The organism is Allobosea caraganae (assembly GCF_003351345.1).
GTDB classification, from domain to species: Bacteria; Pseudomonadota; Alphaproteobacteria; order Rhizobiales; family Beijerinckiaceae; genus Allobosea; species Allobosea caraganae.
On sequence record NZ_QQTO01000019.1, the window covers coordinates 919,683 to 933,360 of the forward strand.

Sequence of the window (13,678 nt, forward strand, 5' to 3'; positions counted from 1 at the left end):
CTACTCGTTGACCCGATCGAGGCCGATCGTCAGCGAGATGATGCCGAGCGCCAGCATGGCGAGCAGGATCTGCACGCTCGACACTGCCGCGACCAAAGGCGAGTTGGTGTTCTGCACGATCGCCAGCAATTCGATCGGCAGCGGCCGGTCGCGATAGCCATGGGTGAAGATCGTCACCGAGAGATTGTCGAAGCCCTCGATGAAGGTGAAGACCGCGCCGGCCAGGATCGCCGGCAGGAGCAAGGGCAGCGTCACCGTCCGGAAGGTCTGCCAGCGGGTCGCGCCGAGATTGGCCGAGGCCTGCTCCAGCAGCGGGTCGAGCCGCTGCAGGCGGGCCATCACGGTGCGCACCATCACCGCCATGACATAGGTCGCGAGCGTGATCGACTGCAGCCAGATCGACGGGCCGATGCCGAACAGCGCACCGGTGAACAGCACGGCGACGCCGAGCACGATGCCCGGCACCATGTGCGGGATCAGCACGAAGACCGAGAGCGCGGTGGCGCCGCGGAAATCGCCGCGCACGCAGGCCAGCGCCGTGGGCACGCCGAATGCGATGCAGAGCAGCGTCACGTAGATGCCGACCTTGATGCTGGTCAGCATCGCGTTGACCAGCACCGGCTGGTTGAAGACCTTGTAGTACCAGTCGAGCGTGAAGCCCTGCGGCGGAAAGCTGATATAGCCGCGCGTGTCGAAGGACATGACCACCACGATCACGGCCGGCAGCAGCAGGAGCGCCAGCGCGATCACCGCGAGCGCGACGATGACGCCGATGCCGAGCCTGTCGAGGAGTTCCGCCCTGCGGTAGCTCGCCATCATCGCTGCGCCACCCTCGTCCAGCGCGTGCCCAGGTTGGTCAGCCAGGCGAAGACCAGCAGGAAGAACAGGCAGGTGCTCATCAGGATTAGCGCCGTGACCGCGCCCTTGCTCCATTCGAGCGAGTAGACCACCTGCTCGTAGATCATCGTCGCGGCGTTGAGGTAGTTGCCGCCACCTAAGAGCTGCGGCACCACGAAGGTGGTGTAGCTCAGCGTGAAGACGAGCGCCGCCCCGGTGCCGACGCCGCCGATGCTGAGCGGCAGCACGACGTTCCAGAGCGTGCCGAGCCGGCTCGCGCCGAGATTGGCGGAGGCCTCGTCGAGCCGCCGGTCGTGCCGGCTCATCACCGCGATCAGCGGCAGGATCATGATCGGCAGATGGACCTGCACCATGCCGATGACCACGGCCCATTGCGTGTTGATGATGCGCAGGGGGGCCGAGATCAGCCCGAGGTCGATGAGCACGCTGTTGACCACGCCGCGCCCGCCCAGGATGACGATCCAGGCATAGGTGCGCACGATGCCGCTGGTCAGGATCGGCGCGATGGTCAGCACCAGGATGAGGCGCCGAACCCAGGGCTTGCCGATCAGGAAGAGATAGGCGACCGGGAAGCCGAGCAGCACGCAGACGAAGGTCGTCAGCAGCGCCAGCGTGATCGAGCGCTGGAAGGTGGTGTGGTAGAGCGGGTCGGCCAGCGCCGTCAGCAGGTAGCGCAGCGAGAACTCCTGCGAGACGATGACGCCGCGCGCCACCGTGATCTCCGAGAAGCCGAGCGAGAGCAGGATGCAGAACGGGATGACCGCGACGACGATCAGCACCACGATCGCGGGCACGGCCGGCCAGATGCCGCTCCCGGACAGGATCTCGTCGAGCAGGCGGCGGTGCAGCGACTTGCTCATGAGCGTGGGAAGACGATGCAGGCGGCGGGATCGCGCAGGCTGAGCGAGACCGTGTCGCCGCTGGCGAGCGACGAGACGCTGCCATCCCTCAGCGCGACGGCGCGCAGGCTGTGCTCGGCGTCGAGCTCGATCTCGTATTCCATCAGCGCCCCGACATGGCGGCGGAAGCGGATCAGCCCGGTCCAGGAGGAGGATTGCCCGGCGGCCGGACGCAGCGCGAGGTTATGCGGACGGATCATGACGCGAACCTCGCCGGAGAGGCTGGTCGTGACCGTCTGGCCATCGGGCAACACGACACGGCCGCCATTGGCGAAGCCGTCCCAGAAATTCGAGGCGCCGACGAAATCGGCGACATAGGCGCTGCGCGGCCGGTCGAAGATCTCCTCCGGCGTGCCGAGCTGCTCGATCTTGCCGGCGCGCATCACGGCGATGCGGTCGCTCATCGTCAGCGCTTCTTCCTGGTCGTGCGTCACGAAGATCGCGGTGATGCCGAGCCGCTTGATCAGCTGGCGCAGCTCCATCTGCATGGTGCCGCGCAACTTGGCGTCGAGCGCGTTGAAGGGCTCGTCGAGCAGGAGAACGCGCGGCTCCAGCACCAGCACGCGGGCGATGGCGACGCGCTGCTGCTGGCCCCCGGAAAGTTGGCTCGGATAGCGCGCCTCGAAGCCGGTCAGCGAGACAGTCGCCAATGCGGTCGCGACGCGCTTGTCGATTTCGCTCGCCGCCATGCCGCGCATGCGCAGGCCATAGGCGACATTGCGCGCCACAGTCAGGTGCGGAAACAGCGCGTAGCTCTGGAAGACGACGCCGACTGAGCGGCGATTGACCGGGATCGGGATGGTATCCTGGCCGTCGATCAGGATCTCGCCGGCGTCCGGGGTCAGGAAGCCGGCAATGCAGCGCAACAGCGTGGTCTTGCCGCAGCCGGAGGGGCCGAGCAGCGTCAGGATCTCGCCTTCCTGCGCCGTCAGCGAGCAATGGTCGAGCACGGTGAGATCGGCGAAGCGCTTGACCGCGCCGCGGATATCGACGACCGGGGCGCCGCGAGCGGCTCCGGTCGTCATGTCGAGGACATTGGACGCCACGTTCACCCTGCGAACATCCGGTCGAAGGCTTCGACGATCTTGCCGCGGTTCGGCGCGACCTTGGGCCAGTCGACCGAGGTCATCGAGGCGATCTCCTCCGGCGTCGAGGGCAGGTAGGCGGCGGCGCCCGCGGGCGGGACGATGCCCTTGACCACGGTGCCGAAATAATAGGGCGGCTGCGCCGCGAAATTCTGGCTCTCGGTCTCCAGCAGGATGTTGGTGAACTCGTGGATGAGATCGCTATGGGCCGTGCGCGTGAACTTGACGATGCAGGTCGGCAGGATCAGCGGGCCGGGGCCGGTGACCTTGGCATAGCCGAGCGGCAGGCCGCTCGCGACCGCGAGGCCGGTATTGTCGTGCCAGAGCGGGCAGAGCCCGATCTCGCCGCGCTCCAGCATCTGCTGCAGCAGGCCGGGGCTGCGCCCGACCAGCGGCTTGAGCTCCTTCCACTTCGCCAGGCCGAAATCGGTATCGGCGTCGGTCTTGCCGAAGGCTGTCGCGGCGATCGAGATGCAGGCCAGGCCGAGATTGGATTGCGGGCGGGAGAGGCCGATCTTGCCGGCATATTCCGGCTTCCAGAGATCGGCCCAGGTCTTGGGCGGGTTCGGCACCATCTGCTTGTTGTAGGCGATGCCGATGCCGGCATAGCTGATCGGCGCGCCCATGCCGTAGGCGTAGGGCGGGAATTTCGGGTCGAGATTGGCGACGTTCGGTACTTTCGAGAGGTCGAGCGGCTCGAGCACGCCTTCGTCGGTGGCGTTGATGATGGCCGGCGAGCCCATCACCGCGAAGTCGTAGGGCGAGGCGCCGCGCGAGGCCTTGATCTGCGCGATCGCCTCGGCCGAGAGGCCGCCGATGACCCGCAGCGAAACGCCCGCGTGGCGCTTGCCGAGGATTTCGCCGGCGCGCTTCAGCGGATCGTCCTGGGCGCTGCCATAGCCGATCATCACCAGTTCGCGGGCCTGGGCGCGCAGGACGTTGGGCGCGGCGAGCGCGACGCTGCCGGCAGCGGCCCCGAGGAATGTGCGGCGGGACAGTGGCTTCATGGTCGGCCTCCTGACTGTGCTGGGGCAGCTGCGGGGATGCGCCAGAGCGGCGCGGGTTGCTGTCGCTTCGTCAATGACTTTCAATTTGTGTAGAAACGAAAAGAATCGCAAGAACAAAACTTAGTCAGGCAACGATGAATTTCGCGCCCTCATGCCACGACGACGCGCAGGCCCGCCTGTTCCAGCGCCTGGACGTCCGCGGCCGGCGCGCCGCTATCGGTGACGAGCAGGTCGACCTGGTCGAGCGAGGCGATGCGCGCGCTGCCGACATGGCCGATCTTGCCGTGGTCTGCGACCACGATGATGCGCAGGGCCGAGGCGATCATCGCCTGCTTGATCTCGGCCTCCTCCCAATTGCCATTGGTGAAGCCGCGGGTCGCCTCGATGCCGGCGCAGCATAGAAAAGCGGCATCGGCGTTGATTTCGCGCAGCAAATGCGTGCCGAAGGGCGAGATCAGGCTGCGCGAATTGGCGTTGCGCCCGCCGCGCTTCAGCCGCCCGCCGGTGACGATGACGGTGATGCCCTCATGGCTCTGCAGGGCGCCGGCAATGTCGAGGTTGTTGGTGACGACGACGACGTCGGTCAGCGTCTTGGGCAGGGCCTGCGCCAGCGCCAATGTGGTGGTGCCGGAATCCAGAATGATGGTCTCGCCGTCGCGCACGAGGCTGGCGGCGACCTCGGCGATGCGCTCCTTTTCCTCCGAGAAGGACTGGCTGGGCAGGTCGAGCAGGCGCTCGAAGCGGGCAGGGCGCAGCGCCATGGCGCCGCCGCGGACCCGGCGGATCAGCCGGCGCTTCTCCAACGCGTCGAGATCCGCGCGAATGGTCACGGCGGAGACGCCGAGCGCGTCGGACAGCGTCGTGACCTCGACCACGCCCTTGTCGGCGAGCATCTCGAGGATGCGCTCGTGCCGCGGCGGCATGCGGTCCTTGCCGGGGTCTTGTGGCTGCATATTCATTGGGCTTCGCTCTGTCTTGCGTTTTGATATAGAATGAAGGATATCGAAAGTCAGTAGCGCCGCCGTTAACCGCCGGCGTCCTGATCACCCGTTCGAGCACAGGGTAAACGCAGAATGGTCGACCACAGCCAGGAATTCAAAAAGCTCAAGCGCGAATCCTCCTCGGATGCGCCTGGTGATCCCGAGCGCTTCCGCCGCGTGGAGCTGACCAACCTTGAAATGATGGCGCAGGGCCAGGCAATCTCGCGCACGCTGGAGACCACGGCCGAGACCGTCGCCCGCATCGCCGCCGAGATGAAGGACCGGCCGCTGCGCCGCATCGTCATGATCGGCTGCGGCGATTCCTGGATTTCGGGCCATGGCGTGCGGCTCGCGGTCGAGCGCATCCTCGGCGTGATCTGCGAGCCCTACGAGGCCTTCGATTTCGAGCATTACGGGCTGGCGACGGTCGATGAAGCGACCTTGGTCATTGGCCTCAGCTCCAGCGGCAACACCGCGCCGGTCACGGCCGGCCTGAAGGGCGCGTTGGCCAAGGGCGCCTATGTCGTGGCGCTGACCAACACCGCGACGGCGCCGATGATGCGCGACTTTCCCAACGCGCTGCTGATCCAGGCGACGCGCGGCGGCTGGCCGACGCAATCGAGCACCGCCGCGATGGCGCTGAAGATCGCGCTGGCGCTCGCCATCGCCAAGGCACGCGGCCGCGGCGAGGGCGAGGCGCCCGGCCTGACCGCCGATCTCGCGGCGCTGCCGGCGCTGATGGATCGCGTCTCGACCGGATTCTACGAGCGCGCTGCCGCTCTGGGGAAGGAACTGGCCCGGGCCGAGCTCGTGCTGCTCACCGGAGCCGGCCCGCATTTCGCACCGGCCGCCTTCGGCGCCGCCAAGCTGAAGGAACTGGCGCCGATCCACGCCATCGCCTTCCCGCTGGAGGAATACCATCATTACCGCACCCAGAAGGCCGGCGACCCGATGTTCCTGATCGCGCCCGATGCGGCGAGCCACCAGCGGGCGCTGGAGACGGCGATCGTCAGCAAGGGCGTCGGCGGCCGCACCATCGCGCTGGTGCCGGAAGGTGAGACGGCGATCAGCGCCGAGGTCGCTCATGCTTGGCACCTGCCGGCGGTGCGCGTCGAGCTGGCGCCGCTGGTCTACAGCGTGCCGCTGCACCTGTTCTCCTATCACGTCACCAAGGCCCGCGATGCGCTCGGCCTCGGTGCGCCGCAGCTTGGCGGCCTCGCGGCGTGACGCCTGAGCTCGTCACCGTCGGCGGGCTGACTGTCGACAACGTCATCTCGTCCGACGGCACGGTGGCGCTGGCGCGGGTGGGCGGCAATGCCGCCTATTCCGGCGTCGGCGCGCTGTGCTGGGCGCAGAGCGTCGGGCTGGTCAGCGTCGCCGTCGCGACCTACCCGACCGATACGCTTGCGACCTTGCGCGCCAACGGGATCGTGCTCGACGGCGTCGTCCCGGTCGATGTCGCGCTCGAGAGCTGCAACTGGTTCATCTACGATGCGCAGGGCGAGCGGCACGAGCGGCTGCGCAGCGCGCCGCGCGAACTGGCCGAGGCCGGCTTCAGCACGCAGCGGCTGACGCAAGACGAGGTCGCGCGTTGGCAGGAGATCCTGCGCCAGCGCGAACGGCCCGGCGAGCTGAGCTATTCCGAGTTCCGCGACACCTATCCGCTGGTGCCCGAACAGGTGCCGGCCTCCTATCTGGAGGCGCGCGGGGTCCATCTCGCGCCGTGCCGGCCGGTCGTGCTGCGCGGCATGCTGCCGCTGTTCAACAGCCGCAACATGGTCGTGACGCTCGATGCGGGCTGGCAGCTTGCCGAACTGACGCTCGATGAGCTCGCGCCCTTCCTGATCCAGGTCGATGCCTTCCTGCCGAGCGAAGTCGAACTGCGCGCCATCCTGCCCGGCATGGGGCTTGAATCGGCGCTGGCTTTGCTGGCGGCGCATTGCCGCGGCGGCGTCGCGGTCAAGCTCGGCGGCAAGGGCTCGCTGGTCTGGGACAGGCAGGCGGGCAGGGCGGTCGCCGTGCCCGTCCTGCCGACTCAGGCCGTCGATCCGACCGGAGCGGGCGATTCCTTCTGCGGCGGCTTTCTGGCCGGGCTGGTCGAGACCGGCGATCTGGTCAAGGCCGCCTGTTTCGGCACGGCCTCGGCTTCGCTGATCGTCAGCCGCTTCGGCGCCGATGGCGCCTTGCCGGTCGATCGCGCGGCCTGTCGCCCGAAGCTCGACGGCCTCCTCGCCTCCATGGGTCGCGCGGTGCCCGCGGCCTGACCACCTCCCGCCCATTCCAACCGAACGGAAACGCTCGTGTCTCTTCGCGTCTTCTCGCCCAAGCCTCTCGTCATCGCCGCCCTGCACCTGCCGGATTTCGCCCGCTCGCGCGGAAAAAGCATGGCGGCCTATGAGGACTATGTCGCGACCAACGCAAAGGTCTTCGCTGAGGCCGGCGTGCCCTATATCAAGCTGCAGGACGCCACTCGCGAGAGCGGCCGGGCGGCCCCCGACTCGATCGCGATGACGGCAGCACTCGCCCGCTTCCTGCGCGCGGAGGTGCCGAATATCGGGCTCGGCATCATCATCGAGGCGCATGATCCGGTGGCGGCGCTCTCGGTCGCGCATGCGTCGGGCGCCGATTTCGTCCGGCTGAAAGTCTTCGTCGGTGGGGTGATGACGGCGCAGGGGCCGCGCAACGGCATGGGCGCCGAGGCTGTGGCCTTCCGCGCCGCGCTCGGCCGCGAGGATATCGCGATCTTCGCCGACGTGCATGATCGCACCGCGGTGCCGATCTCCTCGGAGACGCCGGAATTCGCCGCCGAATGGGCGCAGAAGACCGGCGCCGACGGCCTGATCATCACCGGCTCGGATTTCCCGGATTCGCTCGCCCGCATCCGCAAGGCGCGCGAGAGCGGCATCAAGCGGCCGATCCTGCTCGGCGGCAGCGTCACCGAGGGCAATGTCGCGGAGGCGCTTGGCACCTGCGACGGCGTCATCATCAGCACCGCGCTGATGCGCAAGGACGCCAAGCCGGGCGACGTGCTGCGCTGGGATATCGACCTGACCCGCCGCTTCATGGACGCGGCGCGGAAGGCCTGAGCATTGCCAAGCGGCAGCTTGCATCGCAGGGTTTGGCCATGCGCATCCTGCTCCTGAACCCGAACACCACCGAGGCGATCACGCAGCGCCTGCTCGCGGCGGCCGAGGCCGTTGCCGCGCTGGGAACCGAGATCGTGCCGGTGACGGCGCCGCGTGGCGTGCCTTATATCTCAGGGCGTGCCGAGGCTCAGATCGGCGGCGCGATCGCGCTCGAAATGCTGGCCGAGCATCATGACAAGGTCGATGCCGCCGTGATCGCGGCCTTCGGCGATCCCGGCCTGATGGCCGCGCGCGAGCTCTTCGACATCCCGGTCGTCGGCATGGCCGAGGCGGCGATGCTGACCGCCTGCATGCTGGGGCGCCGCTTCGCCATCGTCACCTTCGCCCGCGCGCTCGGCCCCTGGTACCAGGAATGCGTCGAGATGCATGGGCTGACCGGCCGCTGCGCCGGCATCCGCATGCTCGACGAGGGCTTTTCGGACATTGCCGAGGTGCAGGAGGAGAAGGAGGCGGTGATCGTTCAGCTGGCGCAGCGCGCGGTGGTCGAAGACGAGGCCGATGTCGTGATCCTGGCGGGCGCGCCGCTGGCGGGGCTGGCCGCGAAGGTCGCCCAGCGCATTCCGGTGCCGGTCGTTGATCAGATGGGCGCGGCGCTGAAGCAGGCCGAGGCGCTGGTTTCGCTCAAGCCGCGCAAGGCGAGCGCGGGGACGTTCCGGCGGCCTGCGCCGAAGGGGACGCTGGGTTTGGCGTCGGCGCTGGCGGCAAGGATCGAGCATCGCTGAGGGCCATCGCCAACCTCGACACGCAAACGCGGGAACCCTCTCCTGGAAGGAGAGGGCAGGGTGAGGTGTAGGCCAGAACACCAGTAAAACTCAGCGGTTGCAGCGGTCAGGTTGCGGTTAAGGCGTCCAACGGCCGACACCTCACCCCAACCCTCTCCTTCCAGGAGAGGGCTCCCGCGCTCTAATTTCCAGCCGCGAGATCGCTTCGCCCAATCGCCTTCAGCCAATGCAGGGCGATCTCGTCCCGCCTTGCGAACCACACGCCCGGCTTCGCCGCCACATGCGCCAAAAACCGCTCCAGCCCGCCGATCCGCCCGGGGCGGCCGATGATGCGCAGATGCAGCCCCACCGAGAGCATGCGCGGCACGCTGGCGCCTTCCTCGTAGAGCTGGTCGAACGCATCGATGCAGTAGCGGGCGAAATCCTCGGCGAACACGAAGCCGCCGCCGCGCTGGAAGCGCATGTCGTTGGTGTCGAAGGCATAGGGCAGCACGAGATGGTCGCTGCCGCCGACATCGACCAGATAAGGCAGGTCGTCGTTATAGGCGTTGGAATCGTAGAGGAAGCCGCCATGCTCCTTGAGCAGCCGGCGCGTGTTCGGCGATGTCGCCGAGCGCGTGTGCCAGCCGCGCGGCGGCGTGCCGGCGGCCTCGGTGATCGCCTTCACGGTGAGCGCGATCGCCTCGCGCTCCTGCGCCTCGTCCATATGGGCGTGACGCTCCCAGCGCCAGCCATGGGCGGCGACCTCATGGCCGTCGGCGATCGCCTCCTGCGCCAGCCAGGGGGAGATCGCCAGCGCGCGGCCGTTGGCGTTCAGCGTCGCGCGGACATCGTAGCTTTTCAGCAATTCGCGGATGCGCGGCCAGCCGGCGCGGGTGCCGTATTCGAAATGCGATTCCATGCAGAGATCGCGGATGCCGACGATCTCCTCCTGGACCTCGTAGACGCTCTCGTTGCGCTCGTCGCCCTGACCGAGCGTCAGCTCCGCGCCTTCCTCGATATTGACGACGACGGAGACGGCGAGGCGCGCGTCGTTCGGCCAGCGGATCGCAGGCGGATTGCCGCCGTAGCCGCGGAAATCGCGGTCGGTCTGCGTCCCCGGAAACATCAGAGATCGGCCATACGACGCAAGCCGACGAGCCGGTCGCCCACGATGAGCACGGCGACGGCGAGCAGGATCAGCAGGGTCGAGATCGCCGCGATCGTCGGATCGGGGCTTTCCTCGACATATTGCAGCATCTGAATCGGCAAGGTCTTGGTCCAGGCGTCGGTGAAGAAGATCGAGATCGGATAATTATCCATCGAGGCGAGGAAAGCGAACATGCCCGAGGTCAGGAAGGCGGGCGCGAGCGCCGGCACCAGCACCTTGAGCACGGCCTTCGGGTAGGACAGGCCGAGCGTACGCGCCGCATCGATCAGCGTGAAGTCGAACAGCGAGAGCGCCGCATACACGGTGCGGATGACATAGGGCAGGGTGATCACGACATGGGCGAGGATCAAGCTCGCCCAGACGTCGCGCAGGCCGGCGGCGCGAAATGTCTCCAGCATGGCGATGCCGATGACGAGCCCGGGCAGCATCAGCGGCGAGACCAGGAAGGTCACGACCGCGTCGCGACCGCGAAAGTTGCTGCGCAGCAATCCGATGGCGCAAAGCGTTCCCAGGGCCAGAGCGATCGCGGTCGAGAGTGCCGCAAGTTGCACCGAGGCGGCGACGACCGGCCAGAGTTCGCGCGAGCGGCCGAGCGCCTGATACCAGCGCAGCGACCAGCTCGGCGCCGGCAAGGTGAAGACCGCGCTCGAGCCGAACGAGACCGCGACCGTCACTACGAGCGGTGTCAGCAGGAAGACGACAGTGGCAATGGCAAGTAGCCAGACGGTGACGGAGGCGATGCGCTCGGTCAGGGTCATGAGGCGCCTCCCAGCCGCTTCGACAGGCTGGCGCTGGCGACCACGACGGCGACGGTGAGCACGAGCAGGACGACCGCCGTGGTCGAGCCGAGCTGCTCGTTGCGCATGAACAGGAAGGAGCGGCCGGTCAGCGTCGCCAGGGTCTGGAAGCGGTCGCCGATCAGCAGGCTCGGGATGACATACATCGAGGCGGCCATCGAGAAGACGAAGGCGATGCCGGTGACGATGCCGGGCAAGGACAAGGGCAGCGCCACCTTGAAGAAGCGGTAGAAAGGCGAGGCGCCGAGCGTCGCCGCGGCCTCGCCAAGGCGTGGGTCGATCAGCTTCAGCACCGAATAGATCGGCAGGATCATGAAGGGGACGAAGACGTTGGCGGCGCCGATGACGAGCCCGGCCTCGGTGAAGAGCAGGCGCTGCGGCTCGTCCCAGAGCCCGATCCCGGTCATGAATTGCGAGACGATGCCATCGCGCCGCAGCACGATCTGCCAGGCGAAGGCCTTGACCACGACGCCGACCGAAAGCGGCAGGATGATCGCGACCAGGATCAGCGCCTGCATCGCGCCGCGGGTACGAGCGAGGGCAAGCGCCGTCGGATAGCCGATGACGAGGCAAAGCAGCGTCACCAGCACCGAGATTCGCACGGTGTTGCCGATGACGATCCAGCTGAAGCCGTCGGAGAAGAAGCTGATGAATGGCGCCAGCGAGGGCACGCCGCCGACGAGCAGGCTGCGCCCGAGCAGGACGAGCAACGGCACGCCGTAGATCACGGCGATGTAGAGCACCGCCGGCAACGCAAGCAGCAGGACCGGGTCGAGGCGGCGGGCGGCGCTCATGGCGACGCGACCGCTGCCGGATAGACCAGCGTGTCCTCGACATCCCAGGACAGCTTCAGCTTGGTGCCGGGGCCGGCATCGGCCGGCAGTACCGGCGTCTCGACCAGGATCTGGCTGTCCTCGGGCGCGTGGAAATGCAGTTGCACGCGCGCGCCCTGGAAGGCGGCGTCAGCAAGCGGCGCCTCGATGCGGTTCGCCTTGTCGTGGCCGATGACCATGCGCTCCGGCCTGATGCCGAGCAGGACCGGGCTGCCCGGCAGGAAATTCGCCCTGGCGCGCAGCGACCCTGCCGCGGTCTCGACCGTGACCATGCCGTCGGCGGCTTCCGTCACCTTGCCCGGAAGCCGGGTCGAGAGGCCGACGAAGCCGAGCGCGAAGGGCGTCGCGGGCTGGTGGTAGATCTCGGCCGGCGTGCCGAGCTGCTCGATGCGGCCGGCATACATCACCGCAATCCGGTCGGACATGGTCAGCGCCTCGTCCTGGTCGTGCGTGACGAAGATCGCGGTGGTGCCGACATCGCGAAGGATGCGCTTGAGGTCGATCTGCATGGCTTCGCGCAGCTTGCGGTCGAGCGCCGAGAAGGGCTCGTCGAGCAGGAGCAGCTTCGGGCCGACGGCGAGGGCGCGGGCCACCGCGACGCGCTGCTGCTGGCCGCCCGAGAGCGCCTTGATCGAGCGCCCAGCGAAGGCGCTCATCTGCACCAGGCCGAGATATTTGGCCACAGTGGGCGCGATCTCGTCGCGCGGCGCCCCGCGCGCCTTCAGCCCGAAGGCGACGTTCTCGGCGACGCTGAGATGCGGGAAGAGCGCGTAGTTCTGGAAGACGACGCTGACGTCGCGCTTATGCGGCGGGCGGCGGGTGATGTCCTGCCCGTCGAGCGCGACCTTGCCCTGGTCGGGCGCCATCAGCCCGGCGACGATGCGCAGCAAGGTGGTCTTGCCGCAGCCGGATGGGCCGAGGAGCGAGATGAACTCGCCCCTGCCCATCGAGAGGTCGACGCCATCGAGCACGGTGGCGGCGCCAAAAGTCTTCGCCGCTCCCGCGACGCTGAGAAAGCCCGACCCCCCGCTCATCCGCTCAGATCGCCATCTCGCGGTCCCAGCGCTTGATCCAGCCCTCGCGCTCGGCCGCGACGTTGGCCCAGTCGATCTGGTGGATCTTGATGTCGGCGGCGAGCCCGGCCGGGCGCGGCACCGCCTTGTTGGTCGCCAGCGAGAAGGTCGGCTCGGCGAGCTTGCTCTGGAAATCGGCGCCGAGCATCTCGTTGACATAGGCGAAGGCGAGCTCGGATTGCGGCGCGCCCTTGATCACCGCGATGCCGGACGGCATGGCGAAGACGCCTTCCTTGGGCGCGACGAGGTCGATCGGGGCGCCGGCCGCCTTGCGCTCCAGCGCGTAGGAGGACATGCCGCAGGCGATCATGTAGGCTTCGCCCTGCTCGAGGAGGTTATAGGCCTGCGGCTGCTGGGTGTAGATCGTCAGCAGGTTGGCCTTCAGCGTCGCGAGCTTCTTGAAGCCGGCATCGGTGTCCTTCTGCGCGGCGTCGATGGCAGCGCCGTTGGCGAGGTGCCCGGCCATGAAGATGTTGGGCAGGCCCTCGGTGTTCTGCAGCGAGGGGATGATGACGCGGCCCTTGTATTTCGGGTCGAACAGCTCGGCCCAGGAGGTCGGGGCCGTCTTCATCACGCTCTTGTTGTAGGCGATGCCGAGCCAGGGCTGCAGGTAGTTCGCCCACATCGCGTCCATATGGGTGGCGCCGGAGACGAGGTTGGCGAGGTTCGGCGCCTTGGCGGCGGTCAGCGGGTCGAGCAGGCCTTCCTTGACGGCGAGGATCATCACCGGATCGTCCATCTGGACGACCGACATGTACTGGCTGCCCTTGTTCTTCTGCATCTTCTCCAGGTTCACCAGCGAGCGCGTGCCCTCGAAGATGACCTTGCAATTGTACTTCTTCTCGAAGGCCGGAACCACGATCTGCTCGACCCAGGGCTTGTGCCCGGCCGCGCCGCCGACGACGAGCTCCTTGGTCTGCGCCCGCAGGACGGAGGGCATGGCGATCAGCGCCGTCGCGCCGGCACCGGTCTTCAGCAGCGTGCGGCGGCTCAGCCTGCCCTTGAAAAGCGTATCCATGATCCGGCCTCGCAAGTTCGCCGCGCTCCCAGATGGCGCGGATGCCGGAGGTGGTCAGCAATGGCTGTGCCAACTGCCGTGGGGTTGGGGAGATTAGATAAAACTCTTTT

At 67.6% G+C, this 13,678-nt stretch carries 14 protein-coding genes; 4 read left to right on the top strand and 10 right to left on the bottom strand.

Annotated features, from left to right (window positions below; genetic code table 11):
* From DWF00_RS12585 to DWF00_RS12605, 5 genes are all read right to left on the bottom strand, one after another.
* The gene (locus DWF00_RS12585; protein ID WP_114827883.1) at positions 1-819 is read right to left on the bottom strand and encodes an ABC transporter permease; all 819 of its coding nucleotides are present in this window, start codon (positions 817-819) and stop codon (positions 1-3) included.
* Positions 816-1,718 carry an ABC transporter permease gene (locus tag DWF00_RS12590; RefSeq protein WP_114827884.1) on the bottom strand — a complete coding sequence of 301 codons (903 nt, stop codon included), beginning with the start codon at positions 1,716-1,718 and terminating at the stop codon, positions 816-818. The genes DWF00_RS12585 and DWF00_RS12590 overlap by 4 nt, the downstream gene beginning before the upstream one ends.
* The gene (locus DWF00_RS12595) at positions 1,715-2,803 is read right to left on the bottom strand and encodes an ABC transporter ATP-binding protein (RefSeq protein ID WP_210207841.1); all 1,089 of its coding nucleotides are present in this window, start codon (positions 2,801-2,803) and stop codon (positions 1,715-1,717) included. Before DWF00_RS12595 ends, DWF00_RS12590 begins: the two co-directional genes overlap by 4 nt.
* 2 nt (positions 2,804-2,805) lie before the next feature.
* Positions 2,806-3,849 (bottom strand): extracellular solute-binding protein, encoded by a 1,044-nt coding sequence (locus DWF00_RS12600; RefSeq protein ID WP_114827885.1) that lies wholly within the window; start codon positions 3,847-3,849, stop codon positions 2,806-2,808.
* Positions 3,850-3,998: 149 nt separating this feature from the next.
* Positions 3,999-4,808, bottom strand: coding sequence for a DeoR/GlpR family DNA-binding transcription regulator (locus DWF00_RS12605; RefSeq protein ID WP_210207842.1), 810 nt, complete (start codon positions 4,806-4,808; stop codon positions 3,999-4,001).
* 114 nt (positions 4,809-4,922) lie between these two features.
* On the opposite strand from DWF00_RS12605, the gene DWF00_RS12610 reads away from it, so the two are divergent.
* From DWF00_RS12610 to DWF00_RS12625, 4 genes are read left to right on the top strand one after another with little or no spacing between them, the layout of a single operon-like run.
* Complete coding sequence (locus tag DWF00_RS12610; protein WP_114827886.1) at positions 4,923-6,056, top strand: SIS domain-containing protein; 1,134 nt, start codon at positions 4,923-4,925, stop codon at positions 6,054-6,056.
* Positions 6,053-7,093 (top strand): carbohydrate kinase family protein, encoded by a 1,041-nt coding sequence (locus DWF00_RS12615; RefSeq protein WP_114827887.1) that lies wholly within the window; start codon positions 6,053-6,055, stop codon positions 7,091-7,093. The genes DWF00_RS12610 and DWF00_RS12615 overlap by 4 nt, the downstream gene beginning before the upstream one ends.
* A 36-nt stretch (positions 7,094-7,129) precedes the next feature.
* Positions 7,130-7,915 carry a BtpA/SgcQ family protein gene (locus DWF00_RS12620; protein WP_114827888.1) on the top strand — a complete coding sequence of 262 codons (786 nt, stop codon included), beginning with the start codon at positions 7,130-7,132 and terminating at the stop codon, positions 7,913-7,915.
* A 38-nt stretch (positions 7,916-7,953) separates the two neighbouring features.
* A complete protein-coding gene (locus tag DWF00_RS12625) occupies positions 7,954-8,697 on the top strand; it encodes an aspartate/glutamate racemase family protein (RefSeq protein WP_114828044.1) in 744 nt (247 codons plus the stop codon).
* A gap of 181 nt (positions 8,698-8,878) precedes the next feature.
* Here the strand turns inward: DWF00_RS12625 and DWF00_RS12630 are convergent, their stop codons facing one another.
* From DWF00_RS12630 to DWF00_RS12650, 5 genes are read right to left on the bottom strand one after another with little or no spacing between them, the layout of a single operon-like run.
* Entirely contained in the window at positions 8,879-9,805 is a 927-nt protein-coding gene (locus DWF00_RS12630; protein WP_114827889.1) for a polysaccharide deacetylase family protein, read from the bottom strand.
* Positions 9,805-10,605 carry an ABC transporter permease gene (locus tag DWF00_RS12635; protein WP_114827890.1) on the bottom strand — a complete coding sequence of 267 codons (801 nt, stop codon included), beginning with the start codon at positions 10,603-10,605 and terminating at the stop codon, positions 9,805-9,807. The genes DWF00_RS12630 and DWF00_RS12635 overlap by 1 nt, the downstream gene beginning before the upstream one ends.
* A complete protein-coding gene (locus tag DWF00_RS12640) occupies positions 10,602-11,438 on the bottom strand; it encodes an ABC transporter permease (protein WP_114827891.1) in 837 nt (278 codons plus the stop codon). Before DWF00_RS12640 ends, DWF00_RS12635 begins: the two co-directional genes overlap by 4 nt.
* The gene (locus DWF00_RS12645; RefSeq protein ID WP_114827892.1) at positions 11,435-12,511 is read right to left on the bottom strand and encodes an ABC transporter ATP-binding protein; all 1,077 of its coding nucleotides are present in this window, start codon (positions 12,509-12,511) and stop codon (positions 11,435-11,437) included. Before DWF00_RS12645 ends, DWF00_RS12640 begins: the two co-directional genes overlap by 4 nt.
* A gap of 4 nt (positions 12,512-12,515) precedes the next feature.
* Entirely contained in the window at positions 12,516-13,568 is a 1,053-nt protein-coding gene (locus DWF00_RS12650; protein WP_114827893.1) for an ABC transporter substrate-binding protein, read from the bottom strand.
* Between the last annotated feature and the right edge of the window lie 110 nt (positions 13,569-13,678).